This window comes from Nitratidesulfovibrio sp. 1201_IL3209, from assembly GCF_036763125.1.
Lineage (GTDB): Bacteria > Desulfobacterota > Desulfovibrionia > Desulfovibrionales > Desulfovibrionaceae > Cupidesulfovibrio.
The window spans coordinates 1-26634 of sequence record NZ_JBAIYT010000009.1; the positions used below are offsets into that span (position 1 = coordinate 1).

Consider the following 26634-nt stretch of genomic DNA (forward strand, 5'->3'; position numbering starts at 1 on the left):
GGCAGTTTTGGTGGCATCAATATCGATGCAAAAGCATTCAGCAATTTTTCCGATTTTGTAGCGGCTTAATTTGCTGTTTTTAAACATGATTCTAGCCTATCAGGGCTTGGCCTGATGGTCTAGAGCCATCCTAATTTAGAAACAGCCCCTGCCGGGCCGCCCGCAAGCGCGGCTGCCGGGCCGGTGAACCCCAACATCACCAGAACAGGAGAACTCGCATGAAACGCATTCTTGTGGTCATGAGCATCTGTGCCGCCCTTGCCTTCGGCATTTCCGCCGCCGTGGCCGCCGACGGCGCGGCGCTGTACAAGTCGTGCATAGGCTGCCACGGGGCCGACGGTTCCAAGCAGGCCATGGGCGTGGGCCACGCCGTGAAGGGCCAGACGGCCGATGAGCTGTTCAAGAAGCTGAAGGGCTACGCCGACGGCAGCTACGGCGGCGAGAAGAAGGCCGTCATGACCAACCTCGTCAAGCGCTACTCCGACGAGGAAATGAAGGCCATGGCCGACTACATGTCCAAGCTGTAGGTGCATGGCGATGCGCGTACGCCCCATTCGGATGACGGTTGCCCGCGTGCGCGCGCTTGTCGCCACGGCCTCGCTGCTCGCCCTGCTTGCAGTGTCCGCCTCGGGGGTCCGGGCGGCGGTTCCCTCCGCCGCCCCGGCCCCCGTTCCCGTGGCCGCCGCCGAGGGGGCGGCCACGGTTATGGGGGACGCGCAGGACGCGGGGGCCGCAGGACATGCCGGGCACGCCATGACGCCCGCGGCGGCTTCGGCCGCCGAAACCGGGGGCCATCAGGGCCACGGCGCCGCCTCCGATGCCGCGCAGGCGCCGGCGGAACACGTGCATCCGGTGCCCCCGCCCACCACGGGCCGATTCGGCCAGTCCGAACAATCCGGCCAGTCCGGCCAGCCAGGCCCGGCGGGGCAGCCCGGAGGAGGGGACCCGGCCTCGCAGGCGCAACTGGCCGGGGTGGACGAGCACCTCGGCGACATCATCCCCGAGGGCATCCTGCTGCGCGACGAGGCGGGCAACCCCGTCGACCCGCGCACCCTGATGGACGTGCCGGTGATCATCGCGCCCATCTATTATTCCTGCCCCACGGTGTGCAACATGCTGCAAAGCTCGCTGGCGCGGGTGCTGCCGCAGGTTTCGCTGCAACCGGGCAAGGAGTACCGCGTGCTGTCCGTGAGCTTTGACGAGACGGACACCCCGCAACTGGCCGCACGCAAGAAGCAGAACTATTTCGCGGCCATGAATTTTGCCTATCCGGAGGACGGCTGGCGCTTCCTGTCCGGCGACCTTGCCTCCATCAACAGGTTCATGGACGCCATCGGCTTCCGGTTCACCCGGCAGGGGCGCGACTTCATCCACCCCGTGGCGCTCATCGTCACCGCGCCGGGGGGCAAGATCGTGCGCTACCTGTACGGCCAGAGCTTCCTGCCCTTCGACCTGACCATGGCCGTCACCGAGGCCTCGCACGGCGCCATCGGCCTGTCGGTGAAGCGCGTGCTGTCGTACTGCTTCACCTACGACCCGGAAGGGCGGCGCTACGTGTTCGATTTCATGCGCATCGCCGGGATCATCATCCTGTTCGGCGCGGCGGTGCTGCTGTTCGTGCTGGTGTGGGGAGGCCCGCGCCGCAAGGAACGCAAGGGACCGCCCGGCACTCCTCCAACTGACACGCCCCCGTCCGGTACACCCCCGTCCGGCACTCCTCCGTCCGGCACTCCTCCGTCCGGCCCTCCGCCGGGCTAGGCGGCGCGCGCACCGTACCGCATCGAGTCCATCGACAAAGACCGCCCCGGCAGAGTCCGGCAGTCCGCACGGCCCGCACCAGACACAGGAGACCATCGCATGAGCGCAGACGCGCACGACCACCCGAGCTTCTTCCAGCCGCTGCCCGGCACGAAAGGGGGGCTCGCCTCGTGGCTGTTCAGCACCGACCACAAGCGCATCGGCATGCTGTACCTCTACTGCATCGTCACCATGTTCCTGGTGGGGCTTGCGCTGGGCTTCCTGATCCGGCTCGAACTGGTCGCGCCGGGCCGCACCATCATGGGGCCGCAGACCTACAACGCGCTGTTCACCCTGCACGGCGTGGTGATGATCTTCCTGGTGGTCATTCCCAGCATTCCCGCCGCGTTCGGCAACATCTTCCTGCCCATCCAGATCGGGGCGGAAGACGTCTCGTTCCCCCGGCTGAACATCTTCTCGTGGTGGCTGTACATCATCGGCGCGGTGCTGGCCGTGCTCTCGCTGGTCACGGGCAAGGGCGCGCCGGACACGGGCTGGACCTTCTACGTGCCGTTCAGCGCGGTGACCACCACCAACGTCGATGTCGCCGTCATCGCCGTGTTCATCCTGGGCTTCTCGTCCATCCTCACCGGGCTCAACTTCATCGCCACCCTGCACCGGCTGCGCGCCCCCGGCATGACCTGGACCCGCCTGCCGCTGTTCTGCTGGTCGCTGTACGCCACCGGCTGGATACAGGTGCTGGCCACGCCCATCCTGGGCATCACCGTGCTGCTCATCTTTGCCGAGCGGGTGCTTGGCGTGGGGCTGTTCGACCCCTCGCGCGGGGGCGACCCCATCCTGTACCAGCACCTGTTCTGGATCTACTCGCACCCGGCGGTGTACATCATGATCCTGCCCGCCATGGGGGTGATCTCGGAAATTCTTCCGGTGTTCGCGCGCAAGCCCATCTTCGGCTACAAGATGATCGCCTTCTCCAGCCTTGCCATCGCCTTCGCCGGGTCGCTGGTGTGGGCGCACCACATGTTCGTCAGCGGCATGAGCGACACGGCGGTGATGGTCTTCTCGTTCCTGACCTTCGTGGTGGCCATTCCCTCGGCCATCAAGGTCTTCAACTGGGTGTCCACGCTGTACAAGGGCTCCATCCGGGTGGAGCCGCCGCTGTGGTACGCGCTGGCGTTCATCTTCCTGTTTTCCATCGGCGGGCTCACCGGCCTTGTGCTGGGTTCCGCGGGCACCAACGTGCACGTGCACGACACCTACTTCGTGGTGGCGCACTTCCACTACGTGATCTTCGGCGGGATGGGCTTCGGGCTGTTCGGGGCCATGCACTACTGGTTCCCCAAGATCTACGGGCGGATGTACGACAAGCGCATCGCCAACTGGTCGTGCCTCATCGCCTTCGTGGGCTTCAATCTGCTGTACTTCCCCATGTTCATCCTGGGGTTGCAGGGCATGCCGCGCCGCTACTACGACTACCTGCCCAAGTACGCCGAGGGGCACTTCTTTTCCACCATGGGCTCGTGGGTGCTGGCCACGGGGCTGCTGCTGATGTTCTGGAACCTGTGGCGAGGCATCCGGCACGGCAAGCCCGTGGGCCGCAACCCGTGGGGCGGGGCCACCCTGGAATGGATGGTGCCGTCGCCGCCGCACCACCACAACTTCGACGCCGAGCCCGTGGTCACGCACGGCCCCTACGATTTCACGGGGGTGAAGCCCGATGCATGAGCACCGCGACTACGAAGGCGCCAAGATCGGCATGTGGCTGTTCCTGTTCACGGAAGTGCTGTTGTTCGGCGGGCTGTTCCTGCTCTATGCCGTGTACCTGCACCGCTACCCGGCGGAATTCCATGCTGCGGGCAAGGAACTGAGCCGCGTCTTCGGCACGGCCAACACCGTGGTACTCATCACCAGTTCGCTGTGCATGGCCTTGGCCATCAGCGCGCTGCAACGCGGCAGGACGGTGCTGTCGCAGCGGCTGGTGCTGCTGACGGTGGCCCTGGCCGGGGTGTTCCTGGTGAACAAGTTCTTCGAGTGGAGCGCCAAGATCGGCCACGGCATCTACCCCGACAGCCCCGCGCTGCTCAAGCTGCCGCCCGGCGAGATGGTGTTCTTCAACCTGTACTACCTGATGACCGGGCTGCACGGCGTCCACGTGGTCATCGGCGGGGCCGTGCTGTTGTACGGCTGGCATCTGATGCGCGCGGGCCGGGTGACCCCGGAGCATTTCGTGTTCCTGGAAAACGGCGGCCTGTACTGGCACCTGGTGGACCTGGTGTGGATCTATCTTTTTCCGCTTTTCTACCTCGTGGTCTGAGGGGGCCAGCATGACCGGACACAACACCGAACATCATGCCGTCTCCGTGCGCACCAACCTGCTGGTGTGGGCGGCGCTGATGGCGCTGACCGCCATCACCGTGGGCGTCACCAGTTTCGACTTCGGCCTCCTGAACGTGGTGGTGGCGCTGACCGTGGCCACCACCAAGGCGGGGCTGGTCATCCTGTGGTTCATGCACCTGCGCTACGAGGGCAGGGTCATCCGGCTGATGGTGTTCACGGCCTTCGTCATCCTTGCCATCGCCATCGGGTTCACCTTCTTCGACGTGGCCTACAGGTAGGTGACCATGTATCCGCAATCGTTGTCGCCGGTGCAGCAGGTTGATTTCATCTTCACCATCATCTTCGGGTTCTCGGTGTTCGTGCTGCTGGCCATCACCGCGACCATGCTGTGGTTCGTGTGGCATTACCGCGAATCACGCCATCCCGTGCCCGCGCAGATTTCGGGCAACGTGCCCGCCGAGATCGCGTGGACGCTGATTCCCTCCATCATCGTCATGGGCCTGTTCTACTACGGGTGGGAGGGCTACAAGGCCCTGCGCACCGTGCCGGAAGGCGCCATGGAGGTGAAGGTGACGGCCCGCATGTGGTCGTGGGTGTTCGAATACCCCGGCGGCAAGCGCGGCAGCGTGCTGGTGGTGCCCGTGGACACCCCGGTGAAGCTGCGCATGACCAGCGTGGACGTGCTGCACAGCCTGTACGTGCCCGCCTTCCGCATCAAGATGGACACCGTGCCCGGCCTGGAGACCTACGCCTGGTTCAAGGCCGACCGGCCCGGCGAGTACGACCTGCTGTGCGCCGAATACTGCGGCCTGAAGCACGCCAACATGATCACCACGGTGAAGGTGGTGGACCGGGCCGCCTTCGATGCCTGGCTGGCCAGCACCGACGCGCCCGGCGGCAGGGGCAGGGCGCTGATGGAAACCCACGGCTGCATCTCGTGCCATTCGCTGGACGGCTCGCCCGGTGTCGGTCCCACCTTCAAGGACCTGTACGGGGCCGAGCGCGAGGTGGCGCTGCCCGACGGCACGAAGCGCAAGGTCGTGGCCGACGAAGGGTACCTGCGCCGCGCCTTCGTGGACCCCAACGCCGAGGTGGTGGTGGGCTACGACCCCATTATGCCGTCCACGGAAGGCATGGTGCCGCCCGAGGAGATGGAGGAAATGCTGGGCTGGCTGATGCACGGCAACGAGGTGGGGCGCGAGGAAGGCAGGCGGCTGATGGAGGCCGAGGGCTGCATCTCGTGCCATTCAACCGATGGCTCGATCATCGCCGGCCCCAGCCTGAAGGGGCTGTGGAACGCGCCGACCACCGTGCTGCGCGACGGCAGGGAACAGCAGGTCACCGCCGACGAAGCCTACCTGTGCGCCAAGATCGCCAACGCCCCGGCGCTGGGCACGGTGAAGGGCTTCGACCCCATGATGCCGCCCTACGAACACCTGACGCCGGAACAGCTGGGGGCCATGGTGGAATACATCAAATCCTTGGGTGAACATTCACATTAATGCACAAGGCCCGTATGCCCCGCCTGAACGACCTGCGCCTGCTGCTGCGCCTGAACGTGACCCTGATGGTGGGTGCGGCCACGGCCTTCGGCTTCCTGTTGGCCGTGCCGCTGCCCCTTGTGGCGCAAGTCGAGCAGGTCGGACAGATCGGGCAGGCGGGCGCGCTGGCGTGGGTGGTGGCTGGGGCCATGCTGCTGGCCGCGGCCTGCTCGGCGTGGAATCAGGTCCAGGAACGCGACATCGACGCGCTGCTGCCCCGCACGGCGGGGCGGCCGCTGCCCGCCGGGCGCATGACGCCGGGGGCGGCCGTGGGTGTCGGCATGGCGCTGTTCGCGGCGGCGCTGGGGTGCCTGCATGCGGCTTCCCCGGTGTCCGGCCTGCAACTGGCCCTGGTGGGGGCGGGCATCGCCGTGGCCTACAACGGGGTGTACACGCCGCTCAAGCGGGTGACATCCTTCGCCCTGCTGCCGGGCGCGCTGGTGGGGGCCATGCCGCCCCTGCTGGGCTGGATGGCGGCCGGGGGCGACCCGCGCGACCCCGTGGCCATTCTGCTGTACGGCGTGTACGTGCTGTGGCAGGTGCCCCATTTCTGGCTGCGCGCCCAGCGCGAGCGCATCCACTACGCGCGGGCCGGGCTGCCCGTGCCGCCCGCCCAGTTCGCCGCCGCGCGCTACGGCAGGCTGCTGCGGGTATGGTATCATGCCTACGCCGTGGCCGTGCTGATGCTGCCGGTGTTTCCCCTGCTGCATGCCCCGCTGCTCCGCGCCGGGGTGGTGCTGCTGGGCGTGGCCCTGCTGGCGGTGTCGGCCCGGATGCGCCGCACATCGACCCCCCCGGCTTGCGGCGGCGGGGGGCTGGCCCTGCGCGCCGCCGATGCTGCCATGCCCGCGCTCATGCTGCTGTTGCTGCTGGACCGGATGCTGCCTTTATTCTAAGCAGAGGAATCATCCCCCTTCCCTCCACATCCGCACCGGGAGCCCCCATGGTCTGGATTCACCCCGTCCTGCAGTTCGTCGCCACGCTCATCGGCCTGTACGCCACGTATTTCGGCTGGATACGCTTTCAGTCCTCGCACATGGGCCGCAAGCTGGTCTTTCCGTGGAAGGCCCACGTCAAATGGGGCACCGTGGCCCTGGCCGTCTGGGCGGCCGGTTCGCTGCTGGGGCTGGCCGTGGCCAGGCTGGCGTGGTCCAACATGTTCCTGACCGGCGCGCACGCCTGGGTGGGCCTGCTGATGGTGCCGCTGTGCGCGGTGGGCTACTTCACCGGGCAGCGCATGGACGTGGTGAAGAAGCGCCGCAAGCTGCTGCCGCTGGTGCACGGCGTCAACAACCTGCTGCTGGTGGTGCTGGCCCTGTGGCAGTTGTGGACGGGGATCATCGTGGTGCGCGATTATCTCCTGTAGCCCCGGACCGCTCGCATGCTCCTTGCGCCCGGCCCGTGGCAGTGCCAGACACCGCCCCCGTCGGGCGTTTTTCATCCGTCATGCGGCGCATCCACGTTCACACGGATCATTCCCCCGCCAATCCGCCCGCGTGGCTGGGGCTGATGCCGAAGTAGCGGCGGAATTCCCGGCTGAACTGCGAAACGCTTTCGTAACCCACCATGCGCGCCGCCTCGCTGGCGCGTACGCCGTCCTCGCGCAGCAGGCTGTGCGCCTTGTTCAGGCGCACCCGCTTCAGGTACTGGATGGGCGAGAACGAGGTCACGTCCTTGAACGCCCGGTGGAAGGTGGATGGGCTCATGTTCACGAACCCGGCCAACTGGTCCACGTTGAACGGCTCGGCGAAGTTGCCGTGGATCTGCTTCAGGGCCTTTTCGATGCGCGACATGTTGGTGTTTCTGGTGACCAGCGCGTGCAGGGCCGCCGCGTTCTCGCCGCACAGCACCCGGAACAGCAGTTCGCGCACCAGCCCCGGCCCCAGCACCTGGCTTTCCAGCGGGCTGGAAAGGGCCCACAACAAGCGCAGCACCGTGTTCTTGAACGCGGCGTCGGCCCTGGCCAGGAACAGCCCCTGATGGGTGCAGCCTTGCGTCAGCGACCGGTAGTCGATACGGTCTTCTATCTGACCTATGAGTTCATTGAGCACGCCCAGGTCGATGTCCACGGTCAGGGAGAGCAGGGGCTTTTCCGGCGTGGCCACGGCCTCGCATTCGGCGGCGATGGGCACGCTGAGGGCCAGGTAGTGGTCCTGGTCGTACTGGTAGACCCGCCCGCCGAAGTGCACCAGCTTGGCCCCCTGGCCCAGGATGACCAGCCCCTGCCGGTACAGCAGCGGCGCCCGGTGGATGGAGCCGGATGTTCTGTACAGCCCCACGCCGGGCAGGCCTGTTTCCGTCTTGCCCTCGCTGACGGCAAGTCTGCCCATCAGTTCAGCTATTTCATGCATGTAGCCTCCATGGCGGAAAACGGTGGGTGCCGTTGACCATGCTCCGGACGGTAACCGATTTGACGCGTTTCTGCCACCCGTTGCAGGATCAGGCAAGAGTTTGGCAGGAATGTGTCTTCTCTTCCGGGCACGGTCCGTTTATTTCACGGAGCATCGAACATCCCCCGCGACGTTTCGGCTGCATTCGCCGGAATGACGCGCGGCGGGGATGGCGGCCCCGGCGGTCCTGATTGCAAGGGGCCGCAGGGAGCCGCGTAACCGTGAACGGGCGCACCGCGCCCGGCGCCGAAGGAGCGAGACGTGCTGTACAGAACCATGCCCAAAAACGGTGACACGCTGTCCGCGCTGGGCTTCGGCTGCATGCGCCTGCCCATGCGGGACGGCAAGGTGGACGAGACCCGCGCCATCGCGCAGATCCGCAGCGCCATCGACGGCGGGGTCAACTACGTGGACACGGCGTGGCCGTACCACAACGGCGAGAGCGAGATCGTGCTCGGCAAGGCCCTGCGCGACGGCTACCGCGAGAAGGTCAGGGTGGCCACCAAGCTGCCCTCGTGGCTGGTCAAGGACCGCGCCGACATGGACCGCTACCTCGACGCGCAACTGGAGCGCCTTGGCGTTTCGTGCATCGACTACTATCTGGTGCACGCCCTGGACGGCCCCCTGTGGGACACCGTGCACGGTCTGGGCGTGCTGGAATTTCTGGAAGCGGCCAAGACCGACGGGCGCATCGCCAACGCCGGGTTCTCCTTCCACGGTCTGGCGGAAGACTTCAAGCGCATCATCGACGCCTACCCCTGGGTGTTCTGCCAGATCCAGTACAACTACCTGGACGAGACCTATCAGGCGGGCACCGAAGGGCTGCGCTACGCGGCGGGCAAGGGCATCGGGGTGATCATCATGGAGCCGTTGCGCGGCGGCAACCTGGGCCTGATCACCGCGCCGCCCGCCGTGCAGGCCATCTGGGACGAGTCGCCCGTGCGGCGCACCCCGGTGGAATGGGCGTTGCGCTGGATATGGAACCACCCGGAGGTGACGGTGGTGCTGTCCGGCATGAACGAGGAAGCGCACATCGCGGAGAACCTTGCCATTGCCGGTTCCGCCGAGGCCGGGTCGATGGGCCCGCGCGACCTCGAACTGGTGGCCCGCGCCAGCGCCAGGTACCGCGAACTGATGAAGGTGCGCTGCACCGGCTGCGGCTACTGCATGCCGTGCCCCATGGGCGTCGCCATTCCCATGTGCTTCGAGACCTACAACAAGATGCACATGTTCGGTAACATCGAGGAAGGCAAGTTCCTGTACGCCATGCGCATGAGCGGCGAGATCGGCGGCGAGGGCCCCGGCTACGCCTCGCAGTGCGTGGCCTGCGGGCAGTGCGTGGAAAACTGTCCGCAGCACATCGCCATTCCGGACGTGCTGGCCGAACTGGCCGCCGAACTGGAAGGGCCGGACTTCGCCCAGTTGCAGGAGGCGGGGCGGCAGATGATACGCCGCACCCTGTAGGGGCTACCCGCGCGATACACGAAAGAATGCCCCGTAGCCCGGCCAGAGTACGACCCGGCCGGGCTGCGGGATATCTCCCCGGCCGGAGGATTGTTGGCGTGAAGATACTGTTTTACGACTGCTTCGCGGGCATCAGCGGCGACATGCACCTTGCCGCGCTGCTGTCCCTTGGCGTGGAACCCGAATATCTGCGGGCCGAGCTTTCGAAGCTGGGGCTGGACCACGAGTTCGAACTGCGGGTGACCCCGGACATGCGCAAGGGCATTGCCGGCCTGCGGGTGGACGTGGTGCTGGCGCATGAGGGCCAGGACTGCGGCCAGGAACATGGTCAGGATGGGGGGCACGGCCATGAACATCATGATCATGCGCACCACCATCACGGACACCATGACCATGGGCACGACCATCATCATGATCATCATGACCATGGCGACCGTCACGACCACCAGGGGCATGCGCACGGCCACCACCATTCCCATGACCACCGCCACCCGCCGCAGCGCAACCTGCCGGACATAGAGGCCATCATCACCGCCAGCGCGTTGCCCGAGCCAGTGCGGCGCACCAGCCTGGACATCTTCCGCAAGCTGGCCGAGGCCGAGGCCAAAGTGCACGGCAAGCCGGTGGACGAGGTGCATTTTCACGAGGTGGGGGCCACCGATTCCATCGTGGACATCGTGGGCGCGGCCATCTGCTACCACCGCCTGGGCGTGGACGCGGCCTGGGCCTCGCCCGTGGAGCTTGGCGGCGGCTTCGTGCGCTGCGCCCATGGGCTGATGCCCGTGCCCGCCCCGGCCACGGCGGAACTGCTGTCGGGCATTCCCACCACGCGCGGGGCCAGCCCGCACGAGACCACCACGCCCACGGGCGCGGCCATTCTGGCCACGCTGGTGCGCCGGTTCACCGCCGCGCCGCGCATGGCCGTGCAGCGCACCGGCTACGGCATCGGCCACCGCGACACCGAACTGCCCAACCTGCTGCGGGTGCACCTGGCCGAGGTGGACGAGATACACGCGGGGCACGCGGCCGACGCCGCGTCTTCCACCGCGCTTCCGGCAGCCGGAGAATTGCCCTCCGAGCCCGCGCGCCTGCTGCAATGCAACATCGACGACATGACCGCCGAGCAGCTGGCCGTGGCCATGGAGCTGTTGATGGAAGAAGGCGCCATGGACGTGCACTTCACCCCCATCATGATGAAGAAGGGGCGGCCCGCCACCTGCGTTTCGCTGCTCTGCGCCCGGCACGAGCAGGAGCGCTTCGCGCGGCTGCTGTTCCGGCACACCACCACGCTGGGCATCAAGAGCGTGCCCATCGACAAGATCGTGCTGGAAACGCGCTTCGAACGGCTGGAAACCCCGCTGGGGCCGGTGACCATGAAGCAGGCCCTGCTGGACGGCGAGGTGCTGCGCGCCAAGCCGGAACTGGAAGACTGCAAGGCGCTGGCGCGCAAGCACTCCATCCCCCTTGCCGACGTGTATCTTGCCATCGGCAAGTCTCGCAAATAGCCCAGCATGGTTTTTGACAACGATACCGGCAGCGCCCATGCGGCGCGCCGCAACGACGGACAGACGACATGGACAGGACCGACGCATTGCGCGACCTGCTGGAAGGCATCCGCGCGGGCACCATCGACGTGGACAAGGGCATGTCGCAACTGCGCGACCTGCCGTACCTTGAAATGGGTCACACCCGCTTCGACCTGCACCGCAAGCTGCGCAACGGCTTTCCGGAGGTGGTCTACGGCGCGGGCAAGACCCCGCAGCAGGTGACGGAGATATTCACCCGGCTGCGCGGCCTCAGCCACGTGCTGGCCACCCGCGTCTCGCCGGAAATGGCGGAGCACGTGCTGGACGCCTGTCCCGAGGCCAGCTACAACGCCCTTGGCCGTACCCTGACCATGCTGCACGGCGAACTGGCCTTCAAGCCGGGCGAGATCGGCATCATCACCGCCGGGACCTCGGACCTGCCCGTGGCCGAAGAGGCCCGCGTGACCTGCGAAATGCTGGGCAGCAAGGCGTGGATCATCTCCGACGTGGGCGTGGCGGGCGTGCACCGGCTGTTCGACCGGCTGGACGAACTGCGCAAGGCCCGCGTCCTCATCGTGGTGGCGGGCATGGAAGGCGCGCTGACCAGCGTGGTGGGCGGCCTCGTTTCGCAACCGCTCATCGCCGTGCCCACCTCGGTGGGCTATGGCGCGAACTTCGCCGGGCTCTCCGCGCTGCTCGGCATGCTCACCTCGTGCGCCAGCGGCGTCACCGTGGTCAACATCGACAACGGGTTCGGCGCGGCCTGCGCGGCGTGCCGCATCAATAACTTGTTTGCGGAGCAGGGGAGGTGAGGGGGAGGTTTTTTGTATGCCTCCGGCGGGCAAGGGGCTACCGCCCCCTGCACCCCCTGAAATGGGAATTTATACGGAATTCGCGAAGTTATTCTGCCTGGTTTTACTTGTAGCAAAACGCGAAGAACCGCCCGATGGGCGGTTCTTCGCGTTGAAAAGAGGTGCAGGGGGAGAATCCCCCTGCCCGCCGGAGGCGTAAAAAAACTTTCCCACCTCTGAACGTGCTCTCCCTAATCCACCCTGTAGTGACACCCCAGGCTCTGCTTGTTCCTCAGGGCCGCCATGGTCACCATGTACGCGGTCTGGCAGCCGTGGAACAGGTCCACGAGGGGTTTGGAGAGCGGGGTGCGCTTGTAGAAGTCGTGCAGGTGGCGCGACAGGTCGCGCAGGTCTTCGAAGGCGCGTTGCAGGCGGCTGCGGGTGCGGGTGATGCCCACGTAGTTCCACATGGTGTGGCGGATGGTGGCCCAGTCCTGCGCGATGAGGGCGGGGTCGTCGTTGCGTTCGTCGCCGGAGGACTGCCAGTCGGGGATGGAGTCGCGCAGGCGCTTGCCCAGGCCGCGCTGCCCGCCGGAGCGCTTGGCGATGTCCTCTGCCGCGGTGCGGCCCCACAGCAGCGCTTCCAGCAGCGAGGTGGAGGCCAGGCGGTTGGCCCCGTGCACGCCGGTGCAACTGCATTCGCCCACGCTGTACAGCCGTTCCAGGGTGGTGCGGCCCGTGAGGTCGGTGAGGATGCCGCCGCAGAAGTAGTGCGCGGCGGGCACCACGGGGATCAGGTCGCGCCGGATGTCGATGCCCAGTTCCAGACACCGCGCGAAGATGGTGGGGAAGCGCTCCGCCGGATCCTGCTCCATGTGGCGGGCGTCCAGATACACGCATTCCTCGCCGTTGCGCAGCATTTCCTCCACGATGGACCGGGCCACGATGTCGCGGGGGGCAAGGTCGGCGCGGGGGTCGTAGCGTTCCATGAAGTGCTCGCCGCTGCCGTTGACCAGCCGCCCGCCCTCGCCGCGCATGGCCTCGCTGACCAGGAACCGGCGCGAACTGCGGTGCAGCAGGGCGGTGGGGTGGAACTGCACGTACTCCAGGTTTTCGGTGCGCACGAAGGCGCGGCTGGCCATGGCGACGCCCGATCCGATGCAGGCCGGGCTGTTGGTGGTGTGCAGGTACACCTGCCCGATGCCGCCGGTGGCCAGCACGGTGATGTCGGCGAGGATGGTCTCCACCCGGCGCAACTGCTCGTTGAAGACGTAGGCCCCCACGCACTGGTTGTTGAGCTGGTAGCGGAATTCGTTGTTGCGGGCGTGGTGGTGGCTGGTCAGCAGGTCCACGGCGGTGCGTTCCGACAGCACGCGGATGTTGGGGGCGTCGTTCACCGCCGCCATCAGCCCGTCCATGATGGCCCGGCCGGTGTAGTCGGCGCAGTGCAGGATGCGGTGCGCGCCGTGGCCGCCCTCCATGGTCAGGTCCCATTCGCATTCGGGGGTGCGTCCCTTGGCGAAGGGAATGTGCAGCCGGTCCACCAGAATGTCCTGCACGGCCTTGGGGCCGTTGCGGGCGATGTGGCGCACCGCGCGCAGGTGGTTGTGGCGGTGCCCGGCGATGAGGATGTCGGTTTCCAGCAGGCGGGGGTCGTCGTCGCCCGCGCGGAACACGATGCCGCCCTGGGCCAGGGCCGAGTTGCCGCTGTCCAGGTGCTGGCCGCTGTTGATGAGCGTGACTTCCATGCCCCGGTCGGCCAGGGTGAGCGCGGCGGTGCACCCGGCGATGCCCGAGCCGATGACCAGGACCGGGGTGTGCAGGCGGTAGGTGGAATTGTTCATGGCGCGTCCCTTGCGAAGAGGAGGGAGTGGGGGATGCGGTGCGGCGTTCGGGCGCCGGGCCTTCCGGATTCCGGGCCCCGGCCCCTGCCGGGCGCAGGATGCTGGTCGGCCCGCGCGACGCCTCGTTGTCGGCGGGCGTCGCGCGGGCCGTCCGTACTCTCTACGCCCGCTCAGGCACAGGCGTCCAGCATGCGTTGCAGGGCGGCCCTGGCGGGTTCGTGCAGGTCCATGGGCACCGTGACCGGGGTTTCCGTGCCCGCCGCCACCCCTTCCAGGGTGCGCAGCAGCTTGGGCTCGGTCACGCGGGCCATGTGCGAACAGGCGCTTTCCAGCAGGGGCAGCACGGTCAGCCGCCCGGCATGCTGGCGGGCCAGCCGCCGCACGAGGTTGATTTCCGTGCCCACGATAACGGTGGAGCCGTCCGGGGCCTTGTCGGCAAAGCGGATGATGGCGGTGGTGGACCCGGCGGCGTCGGCGGCGTTGACCACCTCTGGCGAACATTCCGGATGCACCACGATGCGGCAGCCGGGGTGGGCGGCGCGGGCCGTTTCCATCTGGCGCAGGTTGAACCGGGCGTGGATGGCGCAGCAGCCGGGCCAGATCAGCAGTTCCGCCCGGCGGGCCTCGCCGGACAGCGCGTCGGCGGCGAAGCTGGCCGCGCGCACGTCCAGCATGTGGCGCTTGTCTTCGGGAATGCCCAGCAGGTTGGCGGTGTTGCGGGCCAGGTTCTTGTCCGGCAGGAACAGCACGGCGTCGCCCTGCCTGCGGGTCCATTCCAGCATGGTGCGCGCGTTGGCAGAGGTGCACACCGCGCCGCCGTGCCGCCCCACCACGGCCTTCACCGCCAGCGAGGTGTTCACGTAGGCCAGCGGCACCACCTTGCGGCCGTCGGCCGACAGGGCGCGCAGCACCGCGTCCACCCGTTCGGCCGGGGCCATCTGGGCCATGACGCAGTTGGCGGAATGCTCCGGCAGGTACACCTTCTGGCCGGGGCGCGCCAGCAGGGCGGCCGATTCGGCCATGAAGTACACCCCGCAGAACACGATGCTGGCGGCGTCTATGGTGGCCACGCGGCGGGCCAGTTCCAGCGAGTCGCCCCGCAGGTCGGTGTGCCGGATGACCGATTCGTGCTGGTAGTGGTGGCCCATGATGGTCAGGTTGGGGCCGAGCGCGGCGCGCAGCGCGGCGATGCGCTCCTTCTGGGACTGCTGTGCGGTCATGTCATGCCTTGCGTATGCGCATGCTGAAGTCCGCCACCGGGGCGGAGTGGGTAAGCCTGCCCACGGAGACGAAGTCGGGCCCGTGGGGGGATGCCTCGGCCAGTGAACGCAGCGTTTCCAAGGTGACGCCGCCGCTGGCCTCGGTTTCGATGCCGGGGGGCACCAGTGTAAGCGACTCGCGCAGGAGCGCAAGGTCCATGTTGTCCAGCATGATGCGGTCCACCTTGCAGGCCACGGCCTCGCGCACCTCGTCAACGGTGCGGCATTCCACCTCGATGGGCGGGCAGGGCGCGTAGGCCACGCGCAGGGCGGCCACGGCGGCGGTGATGAACCCGGCCGCGTCGATGTGGTTGTCCTTCAGCATCAGCATTTCGGCCAGGGTGCGGCGGTGGTTCAGCCCGCCGCCCACCAGCACGGCGTATTTTTCGGGAAAGCGCAGCCCCGGCAGGGTTTTGCGGGTGTCCAGCAGGCGGGTGGCCGTGCCTTCCAGTTCACGCGCGTAGCGGTGCGTCAGGTTGGCGATGCCGGACATGTGGCAGATGAAGTTCAGGATGACCCGTTCCGCCTTCAGCACCAGCCGCGCCGGGCCTTCGATGTCGGCGGCGATGGCCCCGGGGGGCAGTTCGTCGCCGTCGGCGGTGTGCGGGTTCCAGGTCCAGCCGCCCACCACCGGGCTTTCCAGCAGGGCGGCGCAGCGCTCCATCACCAGCGGGGCAACGGGCAGCCCGGCCACCAGGGTCTGCTGCTTGGCCACGATTTCCGCCGCCAGCCGGTCCACGGGGCCGAACACGGCGTCGCTGGTCAGGTCCGGGCCGTCTTCCAGCAGGGCCAGGTCGATGGCGGCCAGCAGGTGTTCGCGGGGCTGCCCCGCGAAGAAGGTGTCGAAATCCGGTACGGTATGCGATGACATGGATTGTGCCGCCACTGGCTAGATGGTACACGCAGGGTGCCCCGCGCCGCGCCTGTGCGGCGGGGGCGCGAAAAACGGCGGAAATGGCGCTTGCCGTGTAGTAGGAGCCCACCCCGGTTTCGTCAAGCCGATGTCGCGAACCCGCCACGCGGGCCGGGCATGTGAGGGGGGGACAGGGCGCGCCATGCAGCGAGGGAATTCCATGACCGGGCAGGAACACGGGCACGAGCACGACCGCGAATGCGTGGACGGCGCCCCCCGCGACGACGGGGACGCCTGCCGGACCATCGTGCTGCCCGAGGAATGCCGCGACCCCGCCACGCCGGGCGAGGACGCCGAATTCGCCCACCCCGCCGACGTCGCCGACCACCTGGAAAATCTTTCGCTGGAACGCCAGGTGTGCGTGCTGCGCCACCTGCCCGCCGAGGACGCCGCCGACGCCCTGGCCGAGCTTGACGAGCACGTGCGCGTCGACCTGCTGGAAAACCTCGACGCCGACGTGGCCGCCCAGATCCTGTCCGAGATGTCGCCCGACGACGCGGCCGACGTGCTGGACGAACTGGACGAGGACCACCGCGACGTCCTGCTGAGCAGCCTCGAAACCGAGGACGCCGAGGAAATCCGCCATCTCATGGCCTTCGACCCGGATACCGCGGGCGGGGTCATGAACACCGAGATCATCATCCTCGACCAGGGCCTGACCGCCGACCAGGCCATCTCGCAGATCCGCGCCGAGATCGAGGACAAGGAAATCCCCTACTACGCGTACGTCGTTGACGAGCAGGACCGGCTGGTGGGCGTGCTTTCGCTGCGCGACATCATGCTCTGCAAGCCCGGCAACAGGCTGAAGGACGAGGTGCGCAACCAGGGCCTGATCTCGGTGCTGTTCGACCAGGACAAGGAAGAGGTGGCGCACCTGCTGGGCCACTACAACTTCATGGCCATGCCCGTGGTGGACTACGAGGGCCGCCTGCTGGGCGTGGTCACCCACGACGACATCATCGACATCATCCACGACGAGGCGTCCGAGGACATGCTGGGCATGGTGGGCGCGGGCACGGACGAAAGCGTGGACACGCCGTGGCACGAATCGGTGCTGAAGCGGCTGCCGTGGCTGGTCATCAACATGCTGAACTCGGCGGTGTCGGCGTCGGTGGTGTACATGTTCGAAGGGTCCATCGCCCAGATGGCGGTGCTGGCCGTGCTCATGCCCATGGTGGCCAACCAGGCCGGGAACACCGGGCAGCAGGCGCTGGCGGTGATGATCCGGCAACTGGCGGTGGAGCGGTTCGATCGGCGCAAGGCGTGGTGGGCGGTGCTGCGCGAGGCCAAGATCGGCCTGTCCAGCGGGGCCATCGTGGCCTTGCTGGTGCTGGGCGCGGTGTGGGCGTTCACCGGGTCGTGGAAGCTGGCCTCGGTGATGTCGCTGGCGCTGCTGCTGGACATGCTGCTGGGCGCGCTGGCGGGGGCGTCCATTCCGCTCATCCTGCGGGCCGTGGGACGCGACCCGGCGCAGGCGTCGAGCATTTTCCTCACCGCGCTGACGGATGGCGCGGGGTTCTTCATCTTCCTGGGGCTGGCCACTCTCGTGCTGTTCTGAGGGGCACGGTGGCTCGATGTTGGCTTTCTCCTCGTCCAGACCTTGCAACACAAGGTCTGGTCTGCCGGCATGTGTCGAAGGGCGGGAACGTGGTCACGGCCAAAGGTTTCCCGTGCACGCGCCCTCCGGTCCCGTTGGATGAACCGAACCACACCAAGGCTCGCAGCCATTGCCCATGCATACATCCCCATTCTCTCCCCAGGGCCCGCGCCAGGAGCTTGCCGCCACTCTGCCTTCCAACCCGGGAAAGGCCTGGGGCCAGGCCCTGGCGGGGCTTTTTTTCCCGATCATCAATATCGGGGCCATCCTGCTGCTGCTTCACAGAATGTCGCCCGAGGAGCAGTTCATCGCCCTTGTGGGCTTTCTGCTGGGCGTGTTCATAAGCGCGTCGGGCCTCACCGTCATCGAGCGGCATATTGCCTCCGACTCCCGAAAGGCCCGGATGTGGGGTGGCGCCATTGCCCTGGGAGTGGTGTTTCTGGCCGTAAGCGTCCCCCTGACACGCCTGCTGTGCCCCATGTTCTACGAAGGCTACTGGCTGGCTCTGGTGCAGCCCACCCTCTGGTCGATGCTCTGGCCGCTGATGCACAGACTGTTCTTTCTTTCCGTCCCGCCCCGCGACCAGGGGTTCACGCTGGGCATCGCCCTGGCGGCTGGGCATGCCTTCTGGGCCGTGACCGTGCTGATTCTGGTGGAAGTGTATCTTCCGGCATCCGAAACCACGCCCCTGAACCGTTTTTCCGTTCTGCTGTATTATATCCGCTCCGTGTTTGCCGCAGGGTTCGCCTATGTTGTCTGGCGGCTTTTCAAGATGCTTCCGGTACTGCTTGATAGAGCCCAGGCCTTGCGGAACAGCCGCATTCAGGATGGAGAGGATGCGTCGCAGCCCGCTCCTTCACCCTCGAAGATACTTCTGTGGTTGCTGATACCTCTCTCCATAAGTTTCTTCATCAACGGCTTCACTCACTTCATATTTCTCCCGCGCCTCAACCTTCGGGAAGCCTATCCGGAATACACGCAGCTTGTTTTCGTACTCCTGTTTTCCGGAATGGCCTTCCTGCTGCATCGATACGGCAACGCCATGCTGAAGTTTCTGCTCATGGGCAGCATCATGGTATGCTTCTCGGTTCCGTGGCTGTTCCGGCCCCAGCCAGTGGTATGGCTGCATCAGGCCATATATGTAACCTGCATCATCGGATACCAGGTGCAACTGTTCATCGGCATGCTGATTACCGGAAACCTCGCATCCCGCTGCCCCCGCCCGGCCCTGGCCACTGCCGCTCTCTTGCTGGGCATGACTGTATCCCTTCTGGCAGGGTCCCTGTTTCAGCGCTACCTGCAGCCTCTGCTGCCCTTTTCATCATTTGCCGTGCTGACGGCCTGCACCCTGTTGTGCCTTGTGTCCCTGCCCGCAGCCTATCGCGCGCTGCGGGAAACCGACAAGGACGTGATGCCGCCGCTCCAGCCTGCGTTGCCCGCCTCCTCCGGCATTGCCGAGGCCGTCAGCGCCTTTTCCGTGCATCACGGACTGTCACCCCGCGAACGGGAGGTTCTGGAACTCCTGGTGCAAGGGCACTCCACCGGGGGCATGGCCGACATGCTCGGCCTCAAGGAAAATTCCGTGCGCTTCTACATCCGGACGCTGTTGAAGAAAACCCGGACCAACAGCCGGGTCGAACTGATCAGCGCGTTCGTCAATCGCGACCGGCGCGACCGGGAATAATCGGGTTCAAATCGTAACGAACTGGAAAAGCAGCGTTACTCCATATGGGGGGACGCCGCTTTTTTTTCGCAGGCCCCATCCCGGGCTGTCCGCCCGGTTCGCCCCGGCCACGCGGCATATGGTGCTCTCCTCAATATTGAGGAGAGCATTTTTTGTGTCTTTCCTCAATTTTGCCGTATTGCACTTTTGTTTTTCTTCACTAGGTGGAAGATGGACGGCTGTGATTTTCATTTCTTGAAAATCCATGGCGAAGCATGAACCAAGCATATCCAGCAAAGGACAACTCACTCCCGGTGATCCAGAATGCCAAATTCGCTCCATGTCCCAGGAGCGGAAGGAAGGCGGACATGAAGGACGAACCCATCGCTGCACGAGGCAGGCAAAGCCCGTATAATATGTTTTTGAAGGATATCAGCGTCCTTAAATTCAGGGAAAAGATATTCATTGCTGGAATCGTGCTGTTTTTCATGACGTTCGTAGCTCTGCTGGCGCTTGAGGCATGGCAGTCGCGCGAACGCGACTTGGAGTTCGCCAAGCGCTATCTGCGCTCGTATGTGGAGCAGGTCAAAGGCCACGCCATGATGTCGGTGGACAAGATAGACGCCATCCTGCACCTGGTGCAGGACAGGTACGGCAAGAATATCCCCATGGAATCCGGGGGGGGGGGATGCGTATCTGAAGCGGCATCTGATGGTCATGCCCGCGGCGATGGCCCTGCGCATCGCCAACGCGGATGGCGAATTCGTAGGCAACGCGCCAACAGCCTTTCCCTTTGCCGCCAACATCCGGGAACGCCCGTACTTCAAGCGGAACGAGCAGGGTTCCGCGAAAGAACTGACCATCTCCGAACCGTTCTTTTCCGAATTCGAGCAGGCGTGGCTCATCACGCTGTCCAGACGGCTGGAAACAAAGGACGGCGCCTTCGCGGGCGTTGTCGTCGCAGCGGTGCCGCACACGTTCTTTCTGAAGGTGTACAGCCAGACGATGCCGGACGACGACGCATTCGTCGCCATCACCGACCTGAACAGCCGTCTGCTCGCCCGATACCCAGAGGACATCGGCAAGAGGGGGCAGATACTGAAAGGCTCCACGTTCATGCACAACCTGCAAAGCGGATTGGAGGAAGGAGTCTACATAACCCCGTCTCACGACGATGGCGTGGAGCGGGTGTTCGCCTTCAGCCGCGTGGGCCGGTTCAACATCGCCGTCATATCCGGCATCGGGACGGAACAGGTGCTGGCCGAGTGGCAGCGCAAGGTTCTTATCTTCACCATATCCACATTCATCATCGGCCTCACGCTCTTCGCCTTCCTGATCATATGGGTGCGCAACTACAGTCTGCTGCAAAAGCAGGCCATCTACAAGGAATACTACGACGAAGCCACGAACTTGCCGAAATACAAGATGATCGAGGAGTATTTTGCCCAGAATTTCCTGCAACAGAAGACGGACGGCATATGCCATGCCGTGCTGATGATCAGTATCGATGACTACGCAAAGATATCCACACTGTCCGGACAAGCGACCACCAACGACGTGGTGAGCAGTATTGCCGAGCGTTTCAGCTACACGGTGGGGTATCAAAAGATGCTCGTGCGATTCGACGACGACAAGTTCGTGGTCCTTCTCTCCGACCTTCAGCATTTCGATTCCATCACGAAATTCGTGGATACGTTCCTGGACGAGATGTCCGTGCCCCTGCTGTTGCGTGGTCAGGAGTTCCATATTTCCTGCACCATAGGCATAAGCGTGTACCCCAATGACGGTGCCGACATGCCCACGCTGCTGCATAACGCCAGGGTGGCCCTGGAAGAGGGAAAAAACCGTCGGCCGGGAAAGTATCACTTCTTTTCGCACGAACTCAACGAAGTCATCACCAACAGATGGTGGATGGAGTCCGCGCTGCCCAAGGCGCTGCGCGACGACGAACTGCGGGTATACTACCAGCCCCAGTTCTCCCTCGAGGACCATGGCTTGGTCGGCCTTGAGGCGCTGCTGCGCTGGGAGCACCCGGAAAAGGGATTCATTCCCCCCTCGCAGTTCATTTCCGTGGCGGAAAGCACGGGCCTGATCGTCCCCATGGGAGCCTGGGTGCTGTACGAGGCATGCCGCCAGGGCAAGGAATGGCTGGACATGGGACTGTTCACCGGACGAATGGCCGTCAACCTTTCCGCCGTCCAGTTGCAGGATGCCGACCTGCCCGACCTTGTGGCCAGAGTCCTGCGGGATACGGGGCTGCCCCCGGAGCACCTGGAACTGGAAATCACGGAATCCACGGCCATGACCGATGCGGAAAACAGCATCGTGCGCCTGTATGCGCTGCACGATCTGGGCGTGCGGATATCACTGGACGACTTTGGAACAGGATACTCCAATTTTTCCCACCTCATCCGCCTTCCCGTGAGCAAACTCAAGATAGATCGCAGCCTTGTTCTTGGGCTGATGGAAAGCGCCAACACCAGGGCCGTTGTAGAGTGCATCATTTCCGTCGGACACAAGCTGGGCATGACCTGCCTTGCGGAAGGCGTGGAAAGTGAAGAGCAGAAAATCAATCTCGCGTTGCATCTCTGTGACGAGGTGCAAGGCTACCACACGGGAAAACCGCGTTCTCCGGAGGCCATTACCCGGTCCATGCAACTGGGCGATTGGATGTAGCGGGCGAGCGGGGCAGCGACAGCGCGGCGGCGCCGGATTCCGCCGGACCAGATATCCGACAAGGAGGAGACCATGACGACAAAGCACAAGATCATCGCGGGGTTCATGTTCATGATGGTCCTGCTGGTGGGCCTGGCGCTGCTGGGCTACAGCGGGCTCGACAAGGTGGGCAAGGGATTTGTGGAATACCGGCGTCTTTCCAATTTCAACGTCATCTGCAGCGACCTGGACGGCGCCATGGAGGACGCCGCGTTCGAGGTGTTCCGGTTTCTGCGTTCGTCCGACCCGCAGTACATGGGGCACGCCAGGGAGTCCCTTGACCTGGCCGAGGCCAAGGTCAGGCTGGCCCGGGACATCGCCCTCTTGCCGGAAAACCAGAAGATGCTGAATGACATTGACGAGAACATAAAGAAGTTTCGCAGTGTTATCGCATCGATGGAACCGGCGGTAAAGAATGTCCAGGCCCACTACACGCAGGCGGTGCTGCCCGGCATAGACGACATGGAGCGGATGCTGGATGCCCTGATCGCGCTGGCCCGGACCGCCGGCAACCTCGACGCCCTGGAAAACATGGCCCGCATCCGCCGGGACATCGCCTCCGGACGCGGCGCGCTGGGCCAGTTTGTGAATTCCGGCCTTTCCGTCGACGCCAGGCTGGTGGAGGAACACTTCGCCAAGTTCAGGAGCGGCCTCGGGCAACTGGATGGGGTGCTGCGCCTTGCCGAAGGCAAGGCCAGTCTTGCCGGCCTGTTGCAGGCATTCGACAAGGTGCACGCGACGTTCACCGACATGAACAAGCTGCATCAGGACATCCGTGGCTACCTGCAGACGACGGAAAGCCTGCTGGACGATTCCCTGGACACCTCGAAAAAGCTCAACGCCGGCGCCGACAAGCTGATGGAGACGTTCGGAGCGGACACGCTGGAGACCGTCAGCTCGTCGCAGACCCTGATGCTGGGCGGCAGCGTGGCGGGGATCCTGCTGGGCACGGTGTTCGCCGTCCTCATCATTTTCGCCCTCATCCGCGTGCTGCATGACGTGGGCAACCTGGCCACGGCCATTTCCCAGGGAGAGTTCTCCTACAAGCTCTCGGTGAAGGAGGGCGGGGAAATCGGCAAGATGACGGCCTCCATCCAGCAGATTCCGGTGGTGTTCGAAGGCATCGTGTCGCGGGCCAACCGTCTTGCCGACAACATCCTTTCCGGGCAGTTCCAGGAGCGCCTGAACCTTACGGAGTTCTCCAACTCCTTCGCGGACCTGGCCCGGTCCGTCAACACCGTCAGCGACGCATACACCGATGTCGTCCATCAGCTGAACCTGCCCATCATCACCTGCGACCAGCAGCACAACGTCCTGTTCCTGAACAGGGCCGCCGAAGAGGTGCTCGGCAAGGACATCTCGGACGCTCAGTGCAGGCAGCAGCTCATGAGCGACGATTGCAGCGGCAACACCTGTTTCGGCAAGAGGGCCATGAGCCAGAACCAGGTGGTGCGCGGCGAAACGGTCATCCACCCGCAGGGAAGGCGCATGGATGTCATGGTGGCGGCCAGTCCGCTGCACGACCTGCAAAAGCGCACCGTCGGCTACATGGAGTTCATCGCCGACATGACCGAAATACGGAGCCAGCAGAACACCATGCGGCAGGTGGCGGAAGAGGCCATCTCCATAGCCAACCAGGTGGCGGCGTCCGCCGAGGAACTGACGGCCCAGATGGAAGAGATATCGCGCGGCGCCGGCATGCAGCGCGACCGCGTCAACTCCACGGCTACCGCCATGGTGGAAATGAACAGCACCGTGCTCGAGGTTGCCCGCAACGCCGGGCAGGCTTCGGAGGGCAGCGAGGACACCAGCAGGAAGGCCAGGGAAGGTTCCACCCTGGTGGGCAATGTCGTGGAGGCCATACGCGGCGTGCACGCCGTCGCCTCCAAGTTGCAGACCGACATGCAGGAACTTGGCAAGCAGGCCGAACGCATCGACAATGTCATCGTGACCATCTCCGACATCGCGGACCAGACCAACCTGCTGGCCCTGAACGCGGCCATAGAGGCCGCCCGCGCCGGCGAGGCCGGCCGGGGGTTCGCCGTGGTGGCGGACGAGGTGCGCAAGCTGGCCGAAAAGACCATGTCCGCCACCCATGAGGTCGGCACCAACATCGCCGGCATCCAGCAGGCCGCCCGCAACAACATTGTGGAAGTGGACAAGGCGGCGGAGCGCATCGAGGAGGCGACCGGACTGGCCGGAGCTTCCGGCAACGCGCTGACCGAAATCGTGGACATGGCCGCCTCCAGTTCGGGGGTTGTGGCGTCCATCGCCACCGCAGCGGAAGAACAAAGCGCCACATCGGAGGAAATCACCCGGGCCATTGAGGAAATCAACAATATCGTCGGCGAGATAGCGGAGAGTATCGTGCAGTCTTCCGGCGCCATTCAGGGGCTTTCCCATATGGCGTTGGAATTGCAGCAGATCATGGGCAACCTTACCGCCGACGCCAAGGCCGCATAGGCAGCCTCCCATGCGGGGCGTCAGGGCGAAAGGATGAAGCAGGCCGGTCCCTCGCGCGGGGGGACCGGCCCTTGGGCATCGGGTGCGGAGCCCGCCGTCGCACAGGCTGCGGCGCAGGTGCGTCCGCCATTCGGAAGCCTTGGGCGTTGGCGTGGCAGACCCGTCGCCATTGCGCGGCCTCCAAGGGCGTCGCACGCTCCTGGCATCGGCGGTTCCACAAGGCAGGATGGCGGGCAGGATGGCGGGCGGGATGGCGCTCAGGCGGGCGACTGCCCCTGGCCTCCCCCCCGGCATTGGGCGTAGCCAGCTATTCCGGGTCCTCTCCCGTGATGCCGAATTCCACGGGAATCTTCATGTAGAAAATCCTGAGGTCCTCTTTCCCGATTCTGGCGAACAACCGCTCCGCCTGTTCGGGGCCGACCGCCATGGTCACTTCCACCGGCTGTTCCCCCAATTCGAAGAAATGGGCGGAATGGTATTTGCCGTCGCGGCCGTAGCCCCCCTGCGCGGCGGCAATGGTGGCCCCCTTGACGCCGATCTCCCTGGCTTCCCTGAGCAGCCATTCCGCGATGCTCAACATTCCGTGCGTACGCCCCTGTTGGGTGAAGAAGGTGAGCTGGTAACCGTGCATGTGTCATCTCCTATCGCAGGATAGTCCTGAGAGCGGCAAAGGTTCCCATCCCCAGAAACAGCATCATGAGGGACCCTGCCACATGAAGTGTAACGGCGGCGACGGCCGTCATGATGCGTTGTCCCTGCAACAGCGCGCCCACCTCGGCGGAAAACGTGGAGAACGTCGTCAGCCCGCCGAGAAAGCCGGTAATCACCAGCAGGCGCAATTCCGGGGCCAGGTGGGGAAATGCGTTGAAGGCGCTTACGGCAATGCCTATGCAATAGCCGCCAAGCAGGTTGGCGGCCACCGTGCCGAGGGGGATGGGCGGGAAGACGCCGTTCAGCATCAGGCCGAAAACCCATCGCAGAACCGATCCCATGGACGCGCCCGCGCTGATGCAGATGATTGATTTGATCATGTGTGCTCCGGTTGTCGCCGCTCGATATGGGTGAATATCTCGCGCATGCCGTGACATGACATGGCATGGTCCGCATGCATTGTCCGCGAACGGGTTGCGTGTTTTCTTCCGCGCTGGTTCCGCGCAACGCCGGGCTCATGCTGCCGCCGTGGCGGGGGCGGGACGAAAAAGCCGACCACTACGGCCGCCAGCAGGGAGCACCCGGCCGAGAAGAGAAACGCGCAGGCCGGGGACACCGTCTGGTACAGGAAGCCGAAAAGGACCGAAGCGGGCAGGAGCAGGGCCCCGGCGACCAGGTTGAACCACCCGAAGGCGGTTCCGCGCCGGTCGGCGTCCACGAGGTCCGCGACAAAGGCTTTTTCGACGCCCTCGGTGGCGCCCATGAACAGGCCGTAGAAGCCGAACAGGATGAAGAGAACGGCGCTGTTGTCGTCGATGACGGCCATTGCCAGGTAGAACAGGCAATATGCGCCATACCCGCCCAGCAGGACGGCGGGGCGTCCCAGCCTGTCGGACAGGGCGGACAACGGCACGGAAAAGAGCATGGCGACCGCTGAAACGGCGGCCCACAGCAACGGTATCCGCTCCGCCGGAACCCCGAGTTCCCCGGCCCGCAGCAACAGAAACATGTTGGAGGAGTTGCCGAGCGTGAACAGGGCGACCGCCGCGAGGTATCTCTTGAACACCGGCGGCATGCCGCGCAGACGCCAGTCCATGGCGCGGCGTTGGCGGCTGCGCGTTGCGGGGGCCGGTTCCCGTACTCCCAGCGAAAGGCCCAGGCAGAGCACGGCGGGGAGCACTGCCCACAGGAAGATGTGCTTGAGGGGCATGCCCCAGGACAACAGCCCGAAGGCCGCCAACGGCCCGGCCACGGCCCCGGCGTTGTCCATGGCCCTGTGCAGCCCGAACGCCAGCCCGCACTGTTCGGGCCCGGCGCAGGAGGCCAGCAGCGCGTCGCGCGGGGACGTGCGCAGGCCCTTGCCGACCCGGTCGGCGAAGCGGATGAGCAGGACCCAGCCCCAACTGCCGGCAAAGGCGATCAGGGGGCGGCCGAATCCGGCAAGGCCGTAGCCGAGGATGATCCACGGCCTTGCCGCGCGGGTGCGGTCCATGACCACCCCGGAAAACAGTTTCAGCAGGCTCGCCGTGGCTTCGGCGATGCCTTCGATGAGGCCGAGCGCGCGCGGCCCGGCCATGAGGACCGAGGACAGGTACAGCGGAATGATGGGGTAGAGCATTTCGCTCGCGCTGTCGTTGCAGAAACTGATCAGCCCGATCAGCCAGATGTTGCGTGGAAGACCGATGAGCGCCCCGAACATGCTGCACCTCGTGCGGATCATGC

General features: G+C 65.3%; 23 protein-coding genes and 1 pseudogene. 15 read left to right on the plus strand and 9 right to left on the minus strand.

Features of this window, described 5'->3' with window-relative positions; genetic code table 11:
- Positions 1–87 (minus strand): annotated as a pseudogene (locus tag V6B97_RS06285) (IS1595 family transposase); the annotation flags it as partial.
- 131 nt (positions 88–218) lie between these two features.
- On the opposite strand from V6B97_RS06285, the gene V6B97_RS06290 reads away from it, so the two are divergent.
- The 8 genes from V6B97_RS06290 to V6B97_RS06325 all read left to right on the plus strand — a co-directional run bounded on the left by V6B97_RS06290 (position 219) and on the right by V6B97_RS06325 (position 7002).
- Positions 219–527, plus strand: a complete 309-nt coding sequence (locus V6B97_RS06290) for a c-type cytochrome (protein ID WP_333505642.1) — start codon at positions 219–221, stop codon at positions 525–527.
- Positions 528–573: 46 nt separating this feature from the next.
- On the plus strand, positions 574–1758 hold the full coding sequence (locus tag V6B97_RS06295; RefSeq protein WP_333505643.1) for an SCO family protein: 1185 nt from the start codon (positions 574–576) through the stop codon (positions 1756–1758).
- Between the two features lie 99 nt (positions 1759–1857).
- Positions 1858–3483, plus strand: a complete 1626-nt coding sequence (ctaD, locus tag V6B97_RS06300; protein WP_333505644.1) for a cytochrome c oxidase subunit I — start codon at positions 1858–1860, stop codon at positions 3481–3483.
- Positions 3476–4072 (plus strand): cytochrome c oxidase subunit 3 family protein, encoded by a 597-nt coding sequence (locus tag V6B97_RS06305; RefSeq protein ID WP_333505645.1) that lies wholly within the window; start codon positions 3476–3478, stop codon positions 4070–4072. The genes ctaD and V6B97_RS06305 overlap by 8 nt, the downstream gene beginning before the upstream one ends.
- Positions 4073–4082: 10 nt before the next feature.
- Positions 4083–4373: a cytochrome C oxidase subunit IV family protein gene (locus V6B97_RS06310; protein ID WP_333505647.1), complete on the plus strand. Its 291-nt coding sequence runs from the start codon at positions 4083–4085 to the stop codon at positions 4371–4373.
- Positions 4374–4379: 6 nt separating this feature from the next.
- On the plus strand, positions 4380–5597 hold the full coding sequence (gene coxB, locus V6B97_RS06315; RefSeq protein WP_333505648.1) for a cytochrome c oxidase subunit II: 1218 nt from the start codon (positions 4380–4382) through the stop codon (positions 5595–5597).
- 14 nt (positions 5598–5611) lie between these two features.
- On the plus strand, positions 5612–6532 hold the full coding sequence (locus V6B97_RS06320) for a protoheme IX farnesyltransferase (RefSeq protein ID WP_333505649.1): 921 nt from the start codon (positions 5612–5614) through the stop codon (positions 6530–6532).
- A gap of 47 nt (positions 6533–6579) precedes the next feature.
- Positions 6580–7002 carry a DUF4079 family protein gene (locus V6B97_RS06325; RefSeq protein ID WP_333505650.1) on the plus strand — a complete coding sequence of 141 codons (423 nt, stop codon included), beginning with the start codon at positions 6580–6582 and terminating at the stop codon, positions 7000–7002.
- Between the two features lie 106 nt (positions 7003–7108).
- Here V6B97_RS06325 and V6B97_RS06330 read toward each other — a convergent pair whose 3' ends face one another.
- On the minus strand, positions 7109–7987 hold the full coding sequence (locus tag V6B97_RS06330; protein WP_333505651.1) for an AraC family transcriptional regulator: 879 nt from the start codon (positions 7985–7987) through the stop codon (positions 7109–7111).
- 300 nt (positions 7988–8287) lie between these two features.
- Here V6B97_RS06330 and V6B97_RS06335 point away from each other — a divergent pair, with 300 nt between their 5' ends.
- The 3 genes from V6B97_RS06335 (at position 8288) to larB (ending at position 11828) form a co-directional block, all read left to right on the plus strand.
- Positions 8288–9490: an aldo/keto reductase gene (locus V6B97_RS06335; RefSeq protein ID WP_333505652.1), complete on the plus strand. Its 1203-nt coding sequence runs from the start codon at positions 8288–8290 to the stop codon at positions 9488–9490.
- 98 nt (positions 9491–9588) lie between these two features.
- Entirely contained in the window at positions 9589–10995 is a 1407-nt protein-coding gene (gene larC / locus V6B97_RS06340) for a nickel pincer cofactor biosynthesis protein LarC (RefSeq protein ID WP_333505653.1), read from the plus strand.
- 68 nt (positions 10996–11063) lie between these two features.
- Entirely contained in the window at positions 11064–11828 is a 765-nt protein-coding gene (larB, locus tag V6B97_RS06345) for a nickel pincer cofactor biosynthesis protein LarB (protein ID WP_333505654.1), read from the plus strand.
- A 230-nt stretch (positions 11829–12058) separates the two neighbouring features.
- Here the strand turns inward: larB and nadB are convergent, their stop codons facing one another.
- From nadB to nadC, 3 genes are all read right to left on the minus strand, one after another.
- A complete protein-coding gene (gene nadB / locus V6B97_RS06350; RefSeq protein WP_333505655.1) occupies positions 12059–13651 on the minus strand; it encodes an L-aspartate oxidase in 1593 nt (530 codons plus the stop codon).
- Positions 13652–13821: 170 nt separating this feature from the next.
- Entirely contained in the window at positions 13822–14871 is a 1050-nt protein-coding gene (nadA, locus tag V6B97_RS06355; protein ID WP_333505656.1) for a quinolinate synthase NadA, read from the minus strand.
- A gap of 1 nt (position 14872) precedes the next feature.
- A complete protein-coding gene (nadC, locus tag V6B97_RS06360) occupies positions 14873–15781 on the minus strand; it encodes a carboxylating nicotinate-nucleotide diphosphorylase (protein WP_333505657.1) in 909 nt (302 codons plus the stop codon).
- A 202-nt stretch (positions 15782–15983) separates the two neighbouring features.
- Between nadC and mgtE the strand changes: the two genes are divergently transcribed.
- The gene (mgtE, locus tag V6B97_RS06365) at positions 15984–17381 is read left to right on the plus strand and encodes a magnesium transporter (protein ID WP_333505658.1); all 1398 of its coding nucleotides are present in this window, start codon (positions 15984–15986) and stop codon (positions 17379–17381) included.
- Positions 17382–17556: 175 nt separating this feature from the next.
- Entirely contained in the window at positions 17557–19104 is a 1548-nt protein-coding gene (locus V6B97_RS06370; RefSeq protein WP_333505659.1) for a LuxR C-terminal-related transcriptional regulator, read from the plus strand.
- Positions 19105–19388: 284 nt separating this feature from the next.
- On the opposite strand, the gene V6B97_RS06375 is transcribed toward V6B97_RS06370, so the two are convergent.
- On the minus strand, positions 19389–19802 hold the full coding sequence (locus V6B97_RS06375) for a hypothetical protein (protein ID WP_333505660.1): 414 nt from the start codon (positions 19800–19802) through the stop codon (positions 19389–19391).
- Between V6B97_RS06375 and V6B97_RS06380 the strand changes: the two genes are divergently transcribed.
- Entirely contained in the window at positions 19795–21759 is a 1965-nt protein-coding gene (locus V6B97_RS06380) for a bifunctional diguanylate cyclase/phosphodiesterase (RefSeq protein ID WP_333505661.1), read from the plus strand. The genes V6B97_RS06375 and V6B97_RS06380 overlap by 8 nt on opposite strands.
- A gap of 72 nt (positions 21760–21831) precedes the next feature.
- Positions 21832–24261 (plus strand): methyl-accepting chemotaxis protein, encoded by a 2430-nt coding sequence (locus V6B97_RS06385; protein WP_333505662.1) that lies wholly within the window; start codon positions 21832–21834, stop codon positions 24259–24261.
- A gap of 307 nt (positions 24262–24568) precedes the next feature.
- Here the strand turns inward: V6B97_RS06385 and V6B97_RS06390 are convergent, their stop codons facing one another.
- Genes V6B97_RS06390 through V6B97_RS06400 form a run of 3 tightly spaced genes read right to left on the minus strand, consistent with a single transcriptional unit; the run spans position 24569 to position 26611 of the window.
- Positions 24569–24892, minus strand: a complete 324-nt coding sequence (locus V6B97_RS06390; RefSeq protein WP_333505663.1) for a DUF190 domain-containing protein — start codon at positions 24890–24892, stop codon at positions 24569–24571.
- Positions 24893–24902: 10 nt separating this feature from the next.
- Entirely contained in the window at positions 24903–25292 is a 390-nt protein-coding gene (crcB, locus tag V6B97_RS06395) for a fluoride efflux transporter CrcB (protein WP_333505664.1), read from the minus strand.
- On the minus strand, positions 25289–26611 hold the full coding sequence (locus tag V6B97_RS06400) for an MFS transporter (protein ID WP_333505665.1): 1323 nt from the start codon (positions 26609–26611) through the stop codon (positions 25289–25291). Before V6B97_RS06400 ends, crcB begins: the two co-directional genes overlap by 4 nt.
- Positions 26612–26634 lie beyond the last annotated feature (23 nt).

Coding starts and splice junctions, on each gene's coding strand:
- coxB (WP_333505648.1), top strand. CDS start 4,380: ATGTATCCGCAATCGTTGTCGCCGGTGCAGCAGGTTGATTTCATCTTC.
- V6B97_RS06330 (WP_333505651.1), bottom strand. CDS start 7,987: ATGCATGAAATAGCTGAACTGATGGGCAGACTTGCCGTCAGCGAGGGC.
- mgtE (WP_333505658.1), top strand. CDS start 15,984: ATGACCGGGCAGGAACACGGGCACGAGCACGACCGCGAATGCGTGGAC.
- larB (WP_333505654.1), top strand. CDS start 11,064: ATGGACAGGACCGACGCATTGCGCGACCTGCTGGAAGGCATCCGCGCG.
- crcB (WP_333505664.1), bottom strand. CDS start 25,292: ATGATCAAATCAATCATCTGCATCAGCGCGGGCGCGTCCATGGGATCG.
- V6B97_RS06375 (WP_333505660.1), bottom strand. CDS start 19,802: ATGACCATCAGATGCCGCTTCAGATACGCATCCCCCCCCCCCGGATTC.
- V6B97_RS06385 (WP_333505662.1), top strand. CDS start 21,832: ATGACGACAAAGCACAAGATCATCGCGGGGTTCATGTTCATGATGGTC.
- V6B97_RS06290 (WP_333505642.1), top strand. CDS start 219: ATGAAACGCATTCTTGTGGTCATGAGCATCTGTGCCGCCCTTGCCTTC.
- V6B97_RS06390 (WP_333505663.1), bottom strand. CDS start 24,892: ATGCACGGTTACCAGCTCACCTTCTTCACCCAACAGGGGCGTACGCAC.
- V6B97_RS06380 (WP_333505661.1), top strand. CDS start 19,795: ATGGTCATGCCCGCGGCGATGGCCCTGCGCATCGCCAACGCGGATGGC.
- ctaD (WP_333505644.1), top strand. CDS start 1,858: ATGAGCGCAGACGCGCACGACCACCCGAGCTTCTTCCAGCCGCTGCCC.
- V6B97_RS06320 (WP_333505649.1), top strand. CDS start 5,612: ATGCCCCGCCTGAACGACCTGCGCCTGCTGCTGCGCCTGAACGTGACC.
- nadC (WP_333505657.1), bottom strand. CDS start 15,781: ATGTCATCGCATACCGTACCGGATTTCGACACCTTCTTCGCGGGGCAG.
- V6B97_RS06325 (WP_333505650.1), top strand. CDS start 6,580: ATGGTCTGGATTCACCCCGTCCTGCAGTTCGTCGCCACGCTCATCGGC.
- V6B97_RS06310 (WP_333505647.1), top strand. CDS start 4,083: ATGACCGGACACAACACCGAACATCATGCCGTCTCCGTGCGCACCAAC.
- V6B97_RS06305 (WP_333505645.1), top strand. CDS start 3,476: ATGCATGAGCACCGCGACTACGAAGGCGCCAAGATCGGCATGTGGCTG.
- nadB (WP_333505655.1), bottom strand. CDS start 13,651: ATGAACAATTCCACCTACCGCCTGCACACCCCGGTCCTGGTCATCGGC.
- V6B97_RS06370 (WP_333505659.1), top strand. CDS start 17,557: ATGCATACATCCCCATTCTCTCCCCAGGGCCCGCGCCAGGAGCTTGCC.
- nadA (WP_333505656.1), bottom strand. CDS start 14,871: ATGACCGCACAGCAGTCCCAGAAGGAGCGCATCGCCGCGCTGCGCGCC.
- V6B97_RS06400 (WP_333505665.1), bottom strand. CDS start 26,611: ATGTTCGGGGCGCTCATCGGTCTTCCACGCAACATCTGGCTGATCGGG.